The organism is Pseudoalteromonas sp. NZS11 (genome assembly GCF_015864765.1).
GTDB lineage: Bacteria > Pseudomonadota > Gammaproteobacteria > Enterobacterales > Alteromonadaceae > Pseudoalteromonas > Pseudoalteromonas arctica.
Genome location: NZ_JADYWP010000002.1, coordinates 502,220 through 521,850, shown reverse-complemented (window position 1 = coordinate 521,850; position 19,631 = coordinate 502,220). Strand labels below are relative to the sequence as shown.

Annotated in this window: 14 protein-coding genes; 9 read left to right on the top strand and 5 right to left on the bottom strand. The window is 40.1% G+C overall.

Features of this window, described 5'->3' with window-relative positions; genetic code table 11:
• Positions 1–99 precede the first annotated feature (99 nt).
• Together ppc and cdd are read left to right on the top strand one after the other, a co-directional pair.
• Positions 100–2,745 (top strand): phosphoenolpyruvate carboxylase, encoded by a 2,646-nt coding sequence (gene ppc, locus I6E82_RS05970; RefSeq protein ID WP_007582382.1) that lies wholly within the window; start codon positions 100–102, stop codon positions 2,743–2,745.
• 160 nt (positions 2,746–2,905) lie between these two features.
• Positions 2,906–3,832 carry a cytidine deaminase gene (gene cdd / locus I6E82_RS05965; protein ID WP_197117102.1) on the top strand — a complete coding sequence of 309 codons (927 nt, stop codon included), beginning with the start codon at positions 2,906–2,908 and terminating at the stop codon, positions 3,830–3,832.
• 98 nt (positions 3,833–3,930) lie between these two features.
• Here the strand turns inward: cdd and udp are convergent, their stop codons facing one another.
• Positions 3,931–4,686, bottom strand: a complete 756-nt coding sequence (udp, locus tag I6E82_RS05960; protein ID WP_007582384.1) for a uridine phosphorylase — start codon at positions 4,684–4,686, stop codon at positions 3,931–3,933.
• Between the two features lie 454 nt (positions 4,687–5,140).
• Here udp and I6E82_RS05955 point away from each other — a divergent pair, with 454 nt between their 5' ends.
• From I6E82_RS05955 to I6E82_RS05925, 7 genes are all read left to right on the top strand, one after another.
• The gene (locus I6E82_RS05955; protein WP_007582386.1) at positions 5,141–6,250 is read left to right on the top strand and encodes an arginase family protein; all 1,110 of its coding nucleotides are present in this window, start codon (positions 5,141–5,143) and stop codon (positions 6,248–6,250) included.
• A 129-nt stretch (positions 6,251–6,379) separates the two neighbouring features.
• Positions 6,380–7,069, top strand: a complete 690-nt coding sequence (locus I6E82_RS05950) for a transporter substrate-binding domain-containing protein (RefSeq protein ID WP_024591832.1) — start codon at positions 6,380–6,382, stop codon at positions 7,067–7,069.
• A gap of 147 nt (positions 7,070–7,216) precedes the next feature.
• Positions 7,217–8,518: a hemolysin family protein gene (locus tag I6E82_RS05945; RefSeq protein ID WP_197117100.1), complete on the top strand. Its 1,302-nt coding sequence runs from the start codon at positions 7,217–7,219 to the stop codon at positions 8,516–8,518.
• A gap of 289 nt (positions 8,519–8,807) precedes the next feature.
• Positions 8,808–9,977, top strand: a complete 1,170-nt coding sequence (locus tag I6E82_RS05940; RefSeq protein WP_007582389.1) for an efflux RND transporter periplasmic adaptor subunit — start codon at positions 8,808–8,810, stop codon at positions 9,975–9,977.
• Positions 9,978–9,989: 12 nt separating this feature from the next.
• Positions 9,990–13,124: an efflux RND transporter permease subunit gene (locus I6E82_RS05935; RefSeq protein ID WP_165724942.1), complete on the top strand. Its 3,135-nt coding sequence runs from the start codon at positions 9,990–9,992 to the stop codon at positions 13,122–13,124.
• Positions 13,121–14,539: an efflux transporter outer membrane subunit gene (locus I6E82_RS05930; protein ID WP_007582391.1), complete on the top strand. Its 1,419-nt coding sequence runs from the start codon at positions 13,121–13,123 to the stop codon at positions 14,537–14,539. The genes I6E82_RS05935 and I6E82_RS05930 overlap by 4 nt, the downstream gene beginning before the upstream one ends.
• Positions 14,540–14,635: 96 nt before the next feature.
• Positions 14,636–15,262 carry a TetR/AcrR family transcriptional regulator gene (locus tag I6E82_RS05925; RefSeq protein WP_024591828.1) on the top strand — a complete coding sequence of 209 codons (627 nt, stop codon included), beginning with the start codon at positions 14,636–14,638 and terminating at the stop codon, positions 15,260–15,262.
• A 66-nt stretch (positions 15,263–15,328) separates the two neighbouring features.
• Here the strand turns inward: I6E82_RS05925 and I6E82_RS05920 are convergent, their stop codons facing one another.
• From I6E82_RS05920 to I6E82_RS05905, 4 genes are read right to left on the bottom strand one after another with little or no spacing between them, the layout of a single operon-like run.
• Entirely contained in the window at positions 15,329–16,441 is a 1,113-nt protein-coding gene (locus I6E82_RS05920; protein ID WP_197117099.1) for a HupE/UreJ family protein, read from the bottom strand.
• The gene (locus I6E82_RS05915; protein ID WP_197117098.1) at positions 16,438–17,463 is read right to left on the bottom strand and encodes a hypothetical protein; all 1,026 of its coding nucleotides are present in this window, start codon (positions 17,461–17,463) and stop codon (positions 16,438–16,440) included. Before I6E82_RS05915 ends, I6E82_RS05920 begins: the two co-directional genes overlap by 4 nt.
• Positions 17,464–17,516: 53 nt before the next feature.
• Complete coding sequence (locus I6E82_RS05910) at positions 17,517–18,026, bottom strand: Ig-like domain-containing protein (protein ID WP_197117097.1); 510 nt, start codon at positions 18,024–18,026, stop codon at positions 17,517–17,519.
• 11 nt (positions 18,027–18,037) lie between these two features.
• On the bottom strand, positions 18,038–19,630 hold the full coding sequence (locus I6E82_RS05905; protein ID WP_197117096.1) for a DUF4331 domain-containing protein: 1,593 nt from the start codon (positions 19,628–19,630) through the stop codon (positions 18,038–18,040).
• Between the last annotated feature and the right edge of the window lies 1 nt (position 19,631).

The following is a 19,631-nucleotide window of genomic DNA, read 5'->3' as shown; positions in this document are numbered from 1 at the left end:
TATATATACTTTTTTACGACAAGACATTGCAAATGGATCTATTAAATATCTCTTCATGATGATATTAATAGTGTCCTACGAAAAAATGGAGACTGATAAATGAGTGAACAATACGCCGCCTTGCGAGGTAATGTAAATTTACTAGGGCAACTACTAGGACAAACAATCAAAGATGCCCAAGGTCAAGCGATTTTAGATAAAGTGGAAGAAATTCGTGCTTTATCAAAATCATCTCGCAGTGGTAACGAAGACGACAGACAAGCGCTAATAGATGTTTTACATGCGCTTAGTGATGAAGAGCTTTTACCGGTTGCCCGTTCATTTAATCATTTTTTAAACCTTGCTAATGTAGCAGAGCAATTTCATACCGTTTCGCGTTTTAATGACGTTGGCCTTGGTCAACAAAACCCTCTCACTCAAACATTAAAAACGTTAGCTACAAAAGCAGAACAAGGCCAGTTAGACAGTAATCATTTGGCCGAAACACTCTCAAAACTCCACATAAACTTAGTATTGACCGCTCACCCAACCGAGGTTACGCGCCGTACTATTATTAACAAACACGTTGAACTAAGTGATTGCTTAGCGTCATTAGAGCGAAAAGATAACTTAGTGCAAGAGCGGGACAATATTTTAAATCGTATTGAACAGCTGATTAGCCAAGCTTGGCATACCGACGATATTCGTCGCTCTCGCCCAACGCCAGTTGATGAAGCCAAATGGGGCTATGCAGTAATAGAAAATAGCCTTTGGCATGCGGTTCCGCGCTTTTTACGTGAATTTTCAGCCAATGTTAAAGACCAGTTGAGCTTAGAGTTGCCAATAGATTACAGCCCAATTGAGTTTACATCGTGGATGGGCGGAGACCGTGATGGTAATCCATTTGTAACATCGCAGGTAACAAAAGAAGTGCTTGATCATGGTCGTTGGATGGCACTTAACTTATACATTCAAGACTTAAAAACGTTGTGCGCTGAACTCTCTATGTCAGATGCCAGTGATGAGCTTGTTGAGTTGGCAGGGCAAGAGTTTGAACCATATAGAGCGGTAATCAAAAAGCTTAAAAATCAGGTTGCGGAAACAGTGGCGCACTTAGGTGCTAAAATTAAAAATAAGCGCAGCGATTCACAAGATTTAATTACTAATATTAATCAGCTTAAGCACCCAGTTGAAGTGTGCTATCGCTCGTTATTAAAGTGTAATATGAAAGTAGTTGCGGATGGTTTATTACTTGATTTACTGCACCGTATAAATAGCTTTGGTTTGCGTTTAGCTAAACTTGATGTGCGCCAAGATTCGTCTCGCCACGGCGATGTGTTTTCAGAACTGACTCGTTATTTAGGTTTAGGCGACTACAACCAATGGCAAGAGCAAGACAAACAAGCATTTTTACTTGCAGAGCTTAACTCGCGCAGACCGCTTATTCCAAAACATTGGCAACCAAGCCCAGATGTACAAGAGGTACTTGATACCTTTGATGTAATTGCCAAGCAAGACGAAGCAACATTTGGTTTGTATATTATTTCGATGGCACGAACAGCGTCAGACATTTTAGCAGTACAACTATTGCTAAAAGAAAGCGGCTGTAGCTTTGATTTACCAGTAGCACCGTTGTTTGAAACACTCGACGATTTAAACGCAGGCAGTGATGTAATTACCACATTGCTTGATAATGTTTGGTATCGCGGGCACATTAAAAACACCCAAAACGTAATGATTGGTTACTCTGATTCAGCTAAAGATGCTGGCATGATGGCAGCAGGTTGGGCGCAATACGAAGCAATGGATAAGCTAGTACAGCTTGCTGATGCACGTGGTATTGAGCTTGTTTTATTCCACGGACGTGGTGGTACAGTAGGACGTGGTGGTGCACCCGCTGCACAAGCGCTGCATTCACAACCGCCTGGCTCATTAAAAGGTGGCTTGCGTGTAACCGAGCAAGGCGAGATGATTCGCTTTAAATTTGGTTTACCCGATGTAGCACTGCAAAGCTTAAATATTTACGCTGGCGCAGTTCTGCAAAGTAACTTATTACCGCCACCAGAGCCAAAACCGCAGTGGCGCGAAGTAATGAAGCTAATAAGTGAGGAGTCATGTGAGCATTACCGTAATGTAGTTCGCCATGATGAAAACTTTGTACCTTACTTTAGAATGGCAACACCTGAGCTTGAACTGTCTAAGTTACCGCTTGGCTCGCGTCCTGCAAAACGTAATCCTAATGGTGGCGTTGAAAGCCTGCGTGCTATTCCATGGATTTTTGCGTGGAGCCAAAACCGTTTAATGCTTCCTGCATGGCTAGGTGCGTTAACAGGCTTAAAAGCTGCGCTTAATAAGTACGGCGCAGAAACCCTAAACGAAATGAGCTTACAGTGGCCGTTCTTTAGATCGCGCCTAGAAATGCTAGAAATGGTATTTAGTAAAGCCGATTGTTGGTTGAGTGAGCATTATGATAATGCGCTGGTGGAAGATATGTACAAACCACTGGGTGTAACACTTCGTAAAGAGCTTCAAGAAGCCATTAGCTTGGTGCAATCACTTAGCCCGCAAAAAAGCCTACTAGCCGAACAACCTTGGATTAAGGAATCGATTAGTTTACGTAACCCGTATACCGATCCACTTAACTTATTACAGGTTGAGCTTTTACGCCGTGCTCGCTCAGAGGAAAAACGCAACGAAGGTGACATTGATAATGCATTAATGATCACGATGACAGGTATTGCAGCAGGTATGCGTAATACCGGTTAACATGTTATTTTGTTAGGTACACCAATTAATTATTTTGTTGGGCATACTAGTTAAAATTAAAGGGAGCACGCGATGTGCTCCCTTTTTTTGCGTTTAATAGGCTGGTATTTCGCATCTTAACCTTTTAAACTACTTAGCCATTGAATAATTAAAAAATGTTATGGCTTCAGCAACTTTTACTGTACAGCAAGATACAGCACTTACAAATTCGCACATCACATTAAACGTAGCGCAAACAGCGTCATTACGTAGTCAATTAAAATCACAACGTGGCATATTAAATTATAATAATATTAAGCAGTTATGCGCACAACTCAATGTGTCTGATGATGTATTATTACAAGGTTTAGTACCTTTGGCTTCTGAGTATGCTGTTGCGCCGATATCAGATTTTCATGTAGGCGCAATTGTTAAAGCACTTGATGAAAACGATGAGGTAAACTTTTACTTTGGTGCAAATGTAGAATTTAATCATCAAGCATTGAGTTTAGTGGTTCATGCAGAGCAATCGGCTATAAATAACGCATGGTTAAACGGTGCTAAAAAAATAGTTAAAATAGCGATTAGCGATGCACCGTGTGGGTATTGCCGCCAGTTTATGAACGAACTAGCTGATGCGAAAGAGTTTGATATTTTACTTCCTGATCAGCAATTTAAACTTGCTGAATTACTGCCGCATTCATTTGGACCTACCGATTTAGGTAACGAATTTAGCTTATTTAACCCAAAACCACAGCAAGGTAAGTTTAGCTTTGATGGCCTTGATGAAACCCTTGCACGTTTTGCACTTCATGCGTATGTGCCTTACAGCCAAAACTTTAGCGCCGTAAAAATAAGTACATTTAGTGATGGTGATTTTTACGGAAGTTACGCAGAAAACGCAGCATACAGCCCAAGTTTATCGCCACTACAAAGTGCACTAAGTCAGTTTTTTTTAGCTGGGCTTAGCTTTAATGAAAGTACGGTGAAGGGAGTAACATTGCTCGAAACAGCGGGTCGTGAAAACCAGTCGCAAGTAGCAAAAGCTGTACTTGCCAGTTTTGCGCATTTACCAGCACTTAAAGTAATTAGCGCATCACTTAAATAGTGGCTTGCATACAATAAAGCACAGCCGGAGCTGTGCTTTATTAAAGCGAGTCATTCTATCGAATTAAATAACTCACTAACTAAGTGCTATAACCTGTATTAATCAAGTAATACTTTTGCCGCTTCTAATACTACCGCTACAGATTTACGCTCAATTTCACCATGGTCAACATTTGGTATTTCTTGGCGAGTACGATTAACAAGTACGCCTGCTACACATGCTGCTTGTAAACCAAGGGCTGCACACATAGTGAATAATGTTGCTGATTCCATTTCGTAGTTCATTACGCCAAGTTTTTGCCACTCTTCGCAGCTACCTTGTAGTGATTTAGGAACGTAACCAGAATGCGTATCGTAACGCTCTTGTCCTGGATAAAATGTATCGCTTGATGCAGTAATACCAATATGAAAATCGATATTTAAGTTTTTACATGCTTGTACCATAGCTTGTGTTGCATAAAAGTCAGACACAGCAGGGTAGCTAAGAGGAGCAAAATGCTGGCTTGCACCGTCTAAACGTACAGACGCTTGGCTAATTAAAATTTCGCCTTCGTTGATATGTGGCTGAATCGCACCTGTTGTACCAATACGTAAAAATTTACGCACGCCAAGTTGTGCTAATTCTTCTACTGCAATCGACGTAGATGGACCACCAATACCCGTAGAACAAACAACCACCGAATGGCCGTTTAGTTGACCTAAGTAAACATGAAACTCACGAGTTTGAGCAAGGCAGGTTGGGTTGTCTAGGAATTGTGAAATGCGTGCAGCACGATCTGGATCGCCCGGTACAATCGCAAGTTTTGCACCTTTAAGATCGTCAATACATAGTCCTAAGTGAAATACCTTTTCCATAGCTAAGCCTTTTTATAATAAATTGTGTCAATCTAGCATCATTGCTAGAAACGTTTATCAAGTACAGGACGATTGTCCGTTTTATATTAACTCCTCCAATTAAGTCTTAATAATTTTAAGAACTAATTTGATTTATTCATCAACTATGAATATTCAATCAAGTGCTTATATAAGTAGCCTTGTTGTGCTGTTGACATGTTCAAGCAGACATAATAAGTATCAACCAAGCGCGTAACTACAATTAAATAGTTTATGGTAAATGTTCATTAATATTAAATTAATTCAATGGCTTAAATTTGTATTAAGCACGTAAAAGATAACGTGTTTATTCATATTAGGCACAGACTTATTTAGCAAAGTGGAATTTATTTGAAGTTTAGGCACTTTTGGTGATTTTGCATAACTAATCAAAAGTAATTAGCTACGTACAGAATAAAAATCGAAGGAGTTTATTATGAGCACACAATTTGAAGCATTTAAAAACAAAGTTGAGCACTGTTTGTGCGCACCGGGTGATGGCGTATACACAGTAAATACTGCAAAGGAGCGCAAAGCCGCACTGCGTAATAAACTTTATGGACAAACTGAAAACGTTGATAATTTGTGGCGCGAGTCTTTAAATGAATTACCAAATTCTCCACATAAAGCCGTTATGTTAGGTATTAGCTCAGACTGTGGCGGTGGTATTTTACGCGGTGCAAACTGGGGGCCACTGTTTGTGCGCTCAGCTTTAATTGATCAGCAACCGCAGTGTCACTCGTTTGATTTAGGCGATGTACGTGTAATCCCACATTTACTTCATGATAAATACCTAAATGATGCAACCATTTCTAATTGCCAAAAAGCCCTATACGGTAATGAAGATAACGACTATTACGTAAGTCCATTATCAATCACAGAGGATGTATGCGACAGCTTTTACGCGACATTTAAAGATAAAGGGATATTTGGTATTGGTGGCGATCACTCAATTAGTTACCCACTTACCAAAGCGTACTTAAAAGCAAAACGTGAGCAAGGTAAGCGTACCGCTATTATTCACTTTGACGCGCATACAGATTTACTTGTTGAGCGCCTAGGCATAGATTTATGTTTTGGCTCTTGGTGTACACATATTTTAGAGTTTTTACCGGCACCACATCATTTAATACAATTTGGTATACGCTCAAGTGGCAAGCCTAAAGCGCACTGGGAAAGTACCTTTGGCGTTAAGCAACATTGGGCACATGAAATCATTGAGCGCGGCGCAGCAGCGGTTGCTGCCGACGCTATTGCACAATTAAAAGCTGATAACGTTGATGAAGTATACGTAAGCTTTGATATTGATGCGCTTGATGCAGAGTTTGCATCTGCCACAGGTACGCCAGAACATAATGGTTTAACACCACAGCATGCGCTTGATATTTTATCAGCCATTGCGGATGAGTTCCCGATTACGGGTGCGGATATGATGGAAATAGCGCCATTTACCGACAGCTCTTTAGTTGGCCAATCAAGCTCTGAAACGACACTTAGAGAAGGCGCTAAAATTTCAGCCTTTTTAATTAGTGCGATGAACAAGTAAACTGTAGGAGCTATAAATACTAGCACTATCAGCGTATAAGTGTGCATTACATGACTAAAAACTAGCAGTTCATAAAGCCTCAGCTATATTTATTAAATACTTATAATGAGTTAGTTGAGGCCTTGCTAAATGAAATTATTGATCTTTTTATTGTTCATTAGCTGTATTAAAGTTGATGCAACTGAAATCACAATAGTAACGGAAGTATTTCCGGACTTTCAGTATCTCAATGAAGATAATAAACTCGTTGGCCGTTCTGTCGATAAAGTTCATAAAGCGCTAGAAGGCACTGGTATAAAATACACTATGTTGGCGCATAGTTGGGCCATATCTTACAATGCAGCGCTACGCGATAAAAACACCTGTATATTTTCAATTGTTCGATTACCTAATAGAGAAAGTAAGTTTAACTGGGTAGGTGAACTGGAAAGCTTTGATTCTGCTATTTATGGTCTAAAGTCCAGAGGTATAAAGTTAAATACTCTCAATGATGCTAAAAAATATAAAATAGCAGTACTGCGTGATAACTTTAGTCATCACTATTTGCTTGAGAGGGGCTTTAGTGAGAACAAGCATTTATTACTCATCGATAGCCTAGATAAAATAGATAAACTTATAAGCACTCGTCACGATATTCTTGATTTTGTTGTTCTTAGCAAAAAGCAATTTAGCTATCGAATAAAAACTGAGCCAAGGCTTGAGCTACTCGAGCCATTACTAAATCTAAATACAGCTCAATCTCCATTATTTTTTGCTTGTAATATAAATATGGATCCGGCCTTAGTTGTTCAATTAAAAGTCGCCTTTAAAGGCAATTAAACAGTTTAAAAAACAGTTTAATCAATGTAACCTCATGAAATTAAATTACTTTAATATATTTTATAAATATAAATTGCCGCATTTTAAAAACCGATTATAATCCAGCTGCTTTTTGTTTAAAAAAGCACTAACTTTTTGGAGCGTTAAATGGGTGATTTAATCGGGATTAGCTTATTGATCTTGATCAGTGCGTTGTTTGCTATGTCAGAAATAGCAATTGCAGCGTCGCGTAAAATAAAACTGCGAGTAATGGCAGATGAAGGGAATATAAAGGCAGCAGCGGTACTAAAGCTACAAGAAAATCCAGGGGCTTTTTTTGCCATGATCCAAATAGCACTCAACGCGATAGCGATATTGGGTGGTATTGTGGGCGAGCAGGCCTTATCGCCTTATGTTGAAAGTGTGTTGGTATTGTTTTATCAAGGTGCGCATTTAGAAAAAATTAGCTTTTTATTCTCGTTTTTTACTATTACATCCTTGTTTATATTATTCGCCGATTTAATGCCAAAGCGTTTAGCGATGATCATGCCAGAAGCGGTCGCTGTTAGAGTGGTTACAATAATGCGCTGGGTTACCTTTGCATTAACCCCGCTGGTGATGTTTTTTAATGGTGTCACTAACTTTGTGTTGCGCTTATTTAAAGTACCCGCTGAGCGAGAAGACAATGTGACAACAGAGGACATTGTTGCCATGATGGAAGCAGGTGCTGCATACGGTAGTTTGCAAAAGCAAGAATATGAACTCATTGGCAATGTGTTTGACCTCGAAGCGCGATTTTTATCAAGCGTAATGACGCCACGCGACCAAATTGTATATTTTGATTTAAACGAATCTAGCCATGATATTGCGACTAAAATTATTGACCATCCTCATAACCACTTTTTAGTGGTGTCAGGAAATTTAGATAAGTTGCATGGCTCTGTTGAATCTAAAGATATTTTACGACAAGTACTAAAGGGCGAAGCCGCCAATATAAACGATGATCTCATTGATAAAGATGTTTTTTACTTACCCGAAACATTAAGCTTATCTGAAGCTTTAAATGCGTTTAAAAGTGCAGCAAAACCATTTGCTGTTGTCGTAAACGAATATGCGCTTTCGGTGGGTATTGTTACCGTTAAAGATTTAATGAAAGGGTTTATGGGTGATTTAATCACTCATCAAGGCGACGAATTAATCATAGAACGCGATAAAAATTCATGGCTTGTAGATGGCTTAACCCCAATTACCGATTTAGCAAAAGTACTTGATATAGAAGAATTTCCTGACCAGATGCTTTACGAGACGGTAGCTGGATTTTTAATTTATAACATGAAGCGTATACCTAAACGTGCGGAACATTTTACTTTTTCGGGCTTTAAGTTTGAAGTAGTTGACGTAGAAGGGATTAGGGTAGAGCAGTTGTTAGTTTCAAGGGTTATTAACCCGCAGAGTGCTAATATCCTTTAAAATAAGGTGTGTGCTTTAGTTTTTATACAAATAGCCAAGCTGTATTTGCTTGGCTTTTTTGTGTCTGTTAAAAACTTCATTTCTAAAATGGGATATTATTTCAATATGTTAAGTTGTTTTATTTTCATACAGTCTTGATTCTATTTTCATCTAATTAACATTAAATGCAACCTAAGACGTATATTGTACTGAGGAGTGTAAGTTTGTGTAAATTTCTTCTAATTAAGATTCATTATCAGCGCGTTTTAATTTAGAATGATCGTTCACTCTAAACTAAAAGGTATTTAACATGCAGCGTTCCCGCATCGCTTTATTTGTATTGTCAGCCCTCGTCGGTTCTGTTGCTTTAACTGGTTGCGATCAGGCTGCTGAGCAGTCACAAGCTTCAGCTCCTAAAGCTGTACCAGTGGGTGTACTTACATTAAAAAGCCAAGCGCTTACTCTCAAAAAAGAACTTCCTGGTCGTATCAGTGCATTTCAAATTGCTGAAATTCGCCCACAAGTAAGTGGTATTGTGCAATCTCGTTTATTTGTTGAAGGTAAAGAGGTTAAACAAGGCCAGGCTCTGTATCAAATAGACCCTGCGACATTTGAAGCAGACTTAGCAGCAAGTGAAGCAAGTGTTGCACGTGCTCAGGCGAGTATTTCAAGTAGTAAAGCTAAAGCATCTCGTTTTAGCGAGCTTTTAAAAATAAAAGCGGTAAGTCAGCAAGACTTTGATGAAGCAGATGCTGCATACAAACAAGCAAAAGCAGAATTATTAACGGCTAAAGCGCAGTTAAAATCGGCGCAAATTAACCTTGATTACAGCCATGTGTCGTCACCAATTAGTGGTCAAATTAGTAAATCAAGCGTAACTGTAGGTGCACTAGTTAGTGCTAACCAAAGTACTGCACTTGCTACAGTGACTCAGTTAGATCCAATTTATATCGATTTAACACAATCAAGTAATGAGCTTACCAAACTTAAAAAAGCAATATCATCAGGTGCTCTAAGTGTTGATTCGACTAGCCAAACTGACGTTGAACTTATTATGGAAGATGGCTCTGTTTATCCTCATAAAGGCACATTGCAGTTTTCTGAAGTGACAGTTGATCCAAGTACTGGCTCAGTAATACTACGTGCTAAATTTTCAAACCCAGAAAAATTATTACTGCCAGGCATGTATGCCCGAGCTTCTATTGTGGAAGGTGTTAAGGCGGGTGCTATTTTAGCTCCGCAACGTGGTGTTAGCCGTAATTCAAAAGGCGAACCAACAGCAATGGTTGTCAGCAAAGACAACACAGTAGAAAGCCGCGTATTAAAAGTAGATAGAACTATTGGTTCTGATTGGCTTGTTACTGATGGCTTAATGGATGGCGATAAGTTAATAGTTGAAGGTTTACAAAAAATCCGCCCTGGTGCACCAGTGAATCCATCTGAAATTCAATCGTCTGCTAAAGCCGATCAAGCGCAATAACGGAGAGTTTTAATGTCACGATTTTTTATCGATAGACCGATATTTGCTTGGGTACTCGCTATTGTAGTGATGCTTGCAGGTATTTTGGCGATTAGGAGTTTACCTATTTCGCAGTATCCTTCAATTGCACCGCCTGCAGTAAGTATTACAGCAACGTACCCTGGTGCATCTGCACGTACACTTGAAGATACGGTAACGCAAGTTATTGAGCAAAAAATGAAAGGCCTTGATGGCTTGCTTTATATGTCATCTACGTCTGAGTCGAGTGGTTCTGCTACGCTTACACTTTCGTTTAGCGCTGAAACAGACCCTGATATTGCACAAGTTCAAGTGCAAAATAAACTAGCGACAGCGACTCCACTATTACCAGAAGCAGTTCAAAGGCAAGGTGTTGTAGTTGCAAAGTCAGCGCGTAACTTTTTAATGGTTTATGCTTTTGTGTCTAAAGATGGCAGCATGACCAATATTGATATTGGCGATTATGTTTCATCAAACGTGCAAGATATTGTCTCGCGTGTTGAAGGCGTAGGTGAAGTGCAGCTGTTTGGTTCTCAGTACGCGATGCGTATTTGGTTAGACCCTTCAAAGTTACAAAATTATAAGCTGACACCTGCTGATATTAGTGCATCAATTAGTGCGCAAAATGCGCAAGTATCTGCCGGTCAACTTGGCGGTATGCCTGCCGTTGATGGTCAGCAACTTAATGCAACAGTAACGGCTCAAAGTCGATTACAAACGCCAGAGCAATTTGAACAAATATTGGTTAAAACCAATCCAGATGGCTCTTTTGTACGTCTAGAGGACGTTGCTAGAGTAGAGCTTGGCGGTGAAAGCTACCGCGTTGTTGCTCGTTACGATGGGCAACCTGCATCAGGGTTAGGTATCAAATTAGCCAGTGGTGCTAACGCACTTGATACTGCCGCTGGAGTTAAAAAAGCAATTGAAGAGCTAAAACCGTTTTTCCCTGAAGGGTTAGATGCTGTTATACCTTACGACACAACGCCGTTTGTATCGTTATCTATCGAAAAAGTTATTCACACCTTAATTGAAGCTGTTGTACTTGTTTTTGTAGTTATGTATTTGTTCCTACAAAACTTTAGGGCAACACTTATACCAACAATAGCAGTGCCAGTGGTTTTACTAGGTACGTTTGGTATTTTGTACACCTTTGGTTATTCAATAAATACGCTAACGATGTTTGCGATGGTACTTGCCATAGGCTTATTGGTAGATGACGCAATCGTTGTTGTAGAAAACGTTGAGCGCTTAATGACCGAGGAAAAACTCTCGGCACTTGAAGCTACGCGTAAATCTATGGATGAAATTAAAGGCGCACTGGTAGGTATTGCCATGGTGCTTTCTGCGGTATTTATCCCAATGGCATTCTTTAGTGGCTCTACCGGTATTATTTATCGTCAGTTTTCTATAACACTGGTATCGGCGATGGGGTTATCTGTTTTAGTTGCTCTTATTTTAACGCCTGCATTGTGTGCAACGCTTTTAAAACCAAGCCATGTACATAACAATGAGACGTTATTTGGCCGATTTTTTACAGGCTTTAACCGTGGTTTTGATAAAACAAATTCAGGTGCACAAAGCTTTGTAGGCCGTATGCTTACACACTCTAAACGCTACTTACTTATTTATGGCGTGATTGTGGGCGGTATGGTTTATGTATTCTCAAGCTTGCCAACGGCATTTTTACCTGACGAAGACCAAGGTATTTTGTTTAACCAAGTTTCACTGCCAGCGGGCTCTACAACACAACAAACGCTTGAGGTTGTTAAAAAGGTAGAAAATCACTTTTTAAACGATCAATCTGAAGCCGTAAACGGTATTTTTACCGTTACTGGTTTTAGTTTTGCAGGTTCTGGCCAAAACTCAGCCATTGCCTTTGTTAACCTTAAACATTGGGATGAGCGCCAGCGTGACGAGTTATCTGTTCAAGGTGTTGCAGGTAAAGCAATGGGCTACTTTTCAACGATAAAAGAAGCGTTTGTGTTTGCATTCCCGCCACCTGCAATTGTTGAACTGGGTACTGCTAATGGTTTTAATATCTTTTTACAAGACCGTGTAGGCCTAGGGCATGATGCACTTTTAGCTGCGCGAAATCAGTTATTAGGTTTAGCAAGCCAAAGTCCAATTTTAGCGGGCGTACGTCCAAATGGACAAGAAGATATGCCAGAACTACAACTTGATACAGATTTGGCAAAAGCCGAAGCGCTTGGCGTGTCGCAAAACGATATTAACAGTACACTTTCGACAGCATGGGGTAGTAGTTATGTGAATGACTTTATTGACCGTGGTCGAGTTAAAAAAGTGTATATGCAAGGTGACGCACAATCTCGCATGGTGCCTGAGGATCTAAATAAGTGGTATGTGCGCAATAATAATGGCGATATGGTGCCGTTTTCAGCGTTTGCTAGTGCCTACTGGACGTATGGTTCGCCACGTTTAGAGCGTTACAATGGTTTTTCAGCAATGGAAATTCAAGGTAGTGCAGCGCCGGGTTACAGTACAGGCCAAGCAATGGATGAAATGGAGCGTTTAGTTAAACAGCTGCCTAATGGTATTTCGTCTGAGTGGACCGGTATTTCATTCCAAGAGCGCTCAAGTAGTGGTCAAGCACCTTTACTATATGGCTTATCGCTGTTGTTTGTATTTTTATGTTTAGCTGCACTTTATGAAAGTTGGTCGGTACCGTTTGCGGTAATGATGATTGTGCCACTGGGTATATTTGGTGCAATTATGGCAGCGCTAGGCGGTGGCTTATCTAACGATATTTACTTGCAGGTAGGCTTGTTGACCACCATTGGTTTGGCATCTAAAAATGCGATACTGATTGTAGAGTTTGCGATTCATAAAATGGATGATGGGCTTGGCTTAGTTGATGCGGCTATTGCAGCTGTACGCTTACGATTACGTCCAATACTTATGACTTCGATGGCCTTTATTTGTGGTGTTTTACCACTTGCAATAGCCTCAAGTGCGGGTTCTGGTGCGCAAAATGCGTTAGGTATTTCGATTATTGGCGGCACACTCGCATCATCAATATTAGTTGTTGTATTTGTACCGTTGTTCTTTGTGTTAGTTCGCCGTGTATTCCCTGGTAAAACTAACGAGACAACAAAGGAGAGCGCAGAATGAGCATTAAAACATTCAGCCTAAGTGCAATTGCTTTATTGGTGCTAAGTGGTTGTCAATTAGCGCCAGAGCAAAAAGACCTTGCTCTACCAGTATCTGATGCTTATGCATCAGGTACTGAGCAAAGCGCTGCGCAGCAATTAAATTGGCAGCAGTTTTTTAATGATGAAAAACTACAAACCTTAATTACGCAAAGCCTTGAGCATAATAAAGACATGCAAATTGCAGTGCTTAATGTGCAGCGTGTTCGTGGTTTGTATCAAATCGAAGATTCTGCTTTGTATCCGTCGCTTGATTTAAATGCTTCTGGTACGCGCCAGCGTTTACCGGCTGATTTGTCGGGTACTGGCGATGCAGCTATTAGCTCGCAATACAGTGCAACAGTGGGCATTACGTCTTACGAGTTAGATATTTGGGGCAAAGTACGCAATCAATCAGCGCAAGCACTCCAAAATTTATACTCTACAGAGCTTAGCCAATACAGTACGCAGGTGTCTTTAATTTCAGAGTTGGCAAATGCGTGGCTTAGTTACGCGACGGACTTACAACTGCTAGAGCTTGCAAAAGAAACGCTCACCTCTCAGCAAGAGTCATTATCGCTTACGCAAAAAAGCTTTGATTTAGGTGCGACGTCTTCGATTACCCTTGAGCAGCTTAGAAGTACAGTTGCTACAGCAAAAGTAGACATAGCAACGTACAAACGTTTGTTAAAGCGTGATAAAAGTGCCCTAGATTTATTAGTGGGTAAATCTGTTTCAGCTGATTTACTGCCTAGTAAAGACCTGACTAACTTGATCAGCATGCCAGAAGTGCCGGTTGGTTTACCGTCTGATTTGCTATCGCAACGCCCTGATATTAAAGCCGCTGAGCATTTAATGCTTGCTGCAAATGCCAATATTGGTATTGCACGTGCGGCGTTTTATCCAAGTATTAGCTTAACAGCCAATGCCGGGTCTGCTTCAAGTGATTTAAGTGGCTTGTTTGATTCAGGCTCGGGTACATGGAGTTTTGTGCCGTCAATTAGCCTACCTATTTTTAATATGGGACGTAACCAAGCAAATCTTGATGTAGCAAAAGCTGATCAAGAAATTGCAGTGGCTACTTATCAGCAAAAAATTCAAAATGCGTTTCGCGAAGTTGCCGATGCACTTGCTGATAGAGAAGGTTACCAAGAGCAATTAAGTGCCCTTGATATGCTTATAAGTAGCCGACAAATCACATTTGATTTATCAAAAATGCGTTACGAAAAAGGCGCAGATAGCTACTTGCAAGTACTTGATGCTCAGCGTACATGGTACGGCGCGCAGCAACAGTTAATTTCGGGTCAGCAAGCGTATCTTGCAAGCCAAATTAACTTGTACAAAGCGCTTGGTGGTGGATGGAACGTAACCAGTGAAACAGCTCAGGAAGAGAAATAATATTTGCGGCTTTTAAAGCCGCATTACATATTTATATAGCGAGACTATTTATAGCTCTTGCTTTACTGAGTTTATGACTTGGTAGTGGAGTTGAACATGAAGCCTAAAGCAAAAAGGCAAACAGATCCCGCGATAGCACTGGCTAGGCGCGAACAAATACTAACAGCTGCTGCAGAGTGTTTTCGCCGAAAAGGTTACCACGGTGCAGGCATGGCTGAAATATCTAAAACGGCAGGGATGAGTGCGGGCCATATTTATAATTACTTTGAAAGTAAAGAAGCCATTATAGAAAGCATTATTGAAAAAGACATGGAAGAAATGTTTTCTATCTTCCAACAGTTTGAAGATCACCCAGGTGATGTTTTAGCAGCTCTTTTAGATGGCTTAAACATTGGTGTGCAAAGGCACATGGACACAGGGGCATGTGTAGTTGATTTAGATATGATGGCTGAAGCAGGTCGAAATGTTAAAGTAGCTTCATTGCTACGTGATATGGATACTCAAGCACGCGGGCGCATGAGACAGCTTTTAACTAGCGAGCGAAGTGCGCTCAAAGACATTGATGAGCTTGAACTTGAAAGTCGAATTAATGTTATTTTTTCGATGATGGCAGGGTTATTACTTAGAAAGTTACTCTACCCAGAGTTAACCGAAGAAACGGTACTAATAGCGCTTCGCCCGGCGATGAAAACATTACTGATGCCATTTGATGAAGCGCAGTAACGCTCAAAATAAATAACTAAAAGTAAGCTAGCCAATACTTTGGCTAGCTTTTTTATTTTAGTCTATTTAAAAGCGCTCGATTGACCACTGAAGTGCAATGATTGCGATAGCAACGGAGCCCATTGGCATTAACCACTTTTTATACCAAGTGTAGTGTCGTACATAAATGAGTATTGGTAAGGCTACTAGCAAGATACTAAGTTGGCCGATTTCGACGCCTAAATTAAACGCCAATATACTAAGCAGTTGATAGTCGCTCGACAAGCCAAGTTCGCCAAGTACGCTCGCAAATCCCATCCCATGCAGTAAACCAAAAGCAAAAGTAAGCCAACCTAAACGAAGTACCAACGGCCACACATTATTTAATGCTGCAAATAAAACCGATATAGCAATTCCAAGCTCTACCCAGCGGCTATTTGGTGATACAAAGTTCATAGCTGTTGCGGTAAGCGTAATAGAGTGCGCAAGCGTAAACGCGGTTACTATCCATGCTGTGTGTTTAATAATTTGTTTTTTAGAGCTAATACCTTGCCATGCTTTATCGCTGCGTTTTAAAACACAGGTAAGTAACAGGGCGATTAAAAATAAAATATGATCAATACCAATCCAAATATGTAAAACACCCTGATACACGTATTGATTAAACGTACTTAAATAACTTGTTTGCTCAAAGCTGAACGTTTGTTGTGCCTCGTTGATATTAAATACACGAGATACACCGTTTATATTTACGATGGATTTATGATTGGCATCGGTATTAAAAAAAGCAGAATAGGAAAGGGAGATTGCTTCATTGTCATCACAGCTAAACAGCAGCGGAATGACTAAATAAGGTTGGTTAAAATGATTATCTAGCTGATAGATTCCTTCACTTTTTAAAGGGCATATTTGCGCGTTTTGCGTGATATTTAAATTTTCTTCAATGAAGTTATTTATTGAGCTGCGTTTTGCTTTTATTTCTGCCCACGAAATTTGCCCGTTTTTATCTAAATCCAGAGGCACTGCGTGCTCTAAGTCGGCTATATTAATTTGCCAGGTACCCGTGTATTGGTTTTTGTTGGTGTCGTTATTGTTCTCGCTATTTAAGGTTATATAACTTGTACTTAGTTGATGGGCAAAGCTGTAAGTTGAGAAAATACACAGCATTAAAGTGAGTATAAATAGATAAGGCGTTTTCATAGTGTGTCTCGTTGCATCGCTTTTGCTTGAATAAGTAATTGCTCATCGGTGCTCATTTTAGCCTGTTGCCAATTAATATGAGCCCAGTAAAGTGCTTTTTCGCGATTTGGTTGTACATCAAGGTAATATTTAGCTAAGTCACTTGCATGAAAAGAATCTTTACGAAGCTCTCGTAGTGTAACTCTTTGCGCCATTGTATTTTGCCATTTTTTATCGCGTTTATTTAGTTTTTTTTCTGCGATTGAAAGTCTTAGCAAAATAGCATCCTCTAAATTACTTTTATCAGGAAGCAGTACGCTTAATGTATTTAATACTTGTTGTGGTTGATTTAGAGCAATTTGAATATCGGCCCATAAAACAATAAGGCTCACAGGGGCTTGAACTAAATCTACACTTTGTAAGTGAGACATAGCTTGTTTGTAGTTATTTAAACGGTAGCTCATTTCACTTAAAACATGGTTTGTAGCTAGGCTAGTTTGATTATTATTTATAATTTTTACTAATGCTTGGTAGCTGTCTAAAACGCTTTCATGTTGGCTTTGTACATCGAGTACACAGGTGCTAGCAGTAATAGTACTTACTTGCCCAATTAAGGCTACGCAGTGTTTTTTTGCTTGTGCAAACTTACCTTGAGTCATAAATATATTGGCTAGCAATAAATGGCTATTACTATGTTTTGGCTCTTTAATCAAAACGTTGTTAGCAATATCAATAGCTTCGTCAAAAAGGTGCTCTTTTTGTAAAACGCGAGCATATAAGTAACCAATTTGAGATGAGGGTGTTTGTCTATATAGCTGGGCTAAACGGGTTTTAAGTAGCCCCTGTAAGCGCTCTGTTTGGCCGGCATATTGGCTGTTAGTGACTAATGTATTTATTTCGTCAACAGAGAGGGAAGCACTAAGCGTTGAATTACTTTTAGCAATAACTGCATCATCTTTTGGGGTAAAAGGCGCAGCGCTTAACGCAAGTGGTGTTAGGCATAAAGTAATAAATGCGACGGACTTAAAAATTGATAAATGCATTATAAATATCCTTTGAAAAAAGCCATCCATGGCCTGTCAGCTTAATTACTTGGTTAGTTACCGTTTGTTGAAATTAATCCATCAACATCGGTATCGGTGTTTGTAAACACCCGACCGTTAACAGTTAACGGATCTGCATTTGGGGCTTGATTAAATGCATCGGTTGCAAATTGAGCAAAGTCGACTTGTAGTGCGTCAATTGTAATGTTCACTGTTGCAGTTACTTGCGAATTAACGCCATCACTTACACCAAACATAAAACTATCTGAACCTGTCACTTCTTTATTCGGTGTGTAGGTAAAGTTACCATCGCTATTAACGGTAACAGTTCCAAGAGTTGGCTCACTTGTTAACGAGTAAGTCAGTGAATCGCCATCATTGTCGGTTGCGCTAAGCATATCGGTAATGCTTACTTCAGTTTGTGTAGTTAGCATTGCATCACTTGCTGTAGGCGCTGTGTTTACAACCGGTGTAGGCTGTTTTTTATCATCATCGCTACTACATGCTCCCAATGTTAATGCACTGAGGAGAGCACAAATATGGGTAGTTTTTAAATTACGCATTATTTTACTCCTTATTTAGAGCCAGCAAGTGGTGTTGCAAGGTATGGGAATGATGAATCCATCATTGTTGCATCAATAGGTGCGCCGTCTGTAAATGGCACTGTGCCCGTATTAGCATCCTCTGGTGCACAAAGTCCTAAATCAGTGTCTTCACCATTTACAGGGATAGGATGACATAAACGACCCATCACAACACGAAGTGCAATATCAACCACATCATCACCCGGGCGACGACCATTTGGGAAGCCGGCTAAATCATTACCCGCTACACCAAATGCAGATTGATCAGCTTGCGCTGTTGCTGCAATGCCTGTATTTAAACGTAGCATTTCTGAAGGTGTTACAGTTGCTTGTTGATTAACGCCTGCAAAACCTGTTAAAAATGCAGTGATTAAATCAGTACGCGGGAAGTTTGTGGGTGCCAGTGTTTCTAAGTTTGCGCCAAGAGTGGTATTAACAGCATCTTTAAACAAAATGTTTAATAACTCTGGTAGTGCTGGATGAGATACATAATCTAAAAATTGTGCATCATCTTTAGGGTGAGCAGTAGAGAATGTGTCTTTGTCTTTAATGCCAATTACAAGCTCGTTTACAAGCGGGCTACCCAAGCGTGAAACTTGTGTTAAAGCACCACCATTAACGGCGTTATTAGCAAATTTAGCATTAGGGTTTAATACGCGAGCTTGAGGTAGGCTTGCTGTTGTCCACGAACCAATGACGCCATTTCCTTCACCTACAACACAACTTTTAGGAATTTCGATAGCGATTGACGTTACGTTTTTATCTGCAAGGTCGTCGTTATCAGCTGATTGTGTTATACCACCTGGAAAACCACCGCCGTCACCAGCACCAGGGGCGCTATCACCCTCTACAGGTACATAGTTAACTAAATCAAATGTTTTACCTAGGTTAACTACAAATGGGTCTTTACGTTGTCCTACAAAAACTTGTGCCATGCTTTCACAGTTAGGAATTGAAACCTGATACACAAATTGGTCAGCGTAAGTTTGGTAATCGCTCATTGAACCAAATGTTTTATTGCCCACATAATCAAGTGGTTTAGAAAATGTACTTGAGTTTGATGCTGTGTTGTTTAATACCGTTGTTTCGCCAGTACGCTGCGCGCCACTAATCATGCTCATTGTGTATGATTCGCTAAAATTTGCAGCGCTGTCATCACCGGCAGATACACCGCCTACATTTTTAAGTGGTACAGACACGGTACGCTGATTACCTTCAGGTCCAACAGTTAATTGCACACCTTGGTTATCATTAGGAAGCATGCTTTTAAAGTTAAACGCAAATGTAATATCTTCAACAGCATCGCCGTCGTTATCTATATGAATGCTGTAGGTAGCATCTGGGTCCATTGCAAAGTAATTAGGACCGCCGTATGCATCTTGCAGCGGGATATAGTTAGCAATTAATGTTACAAAATCATCACGACCTTGCTCGTAACTATTAAATACATAAAAATCGGTTGAATCTAAAGTCGGGAAACGGCTTATATTTGGCGCTTCTCTGTGGCTTGATGCTTCACTTGGTGCACTTACAAACGTACTACATATTACTACTGCGAGTATTGATGGAGTTAAAGCTTTCATG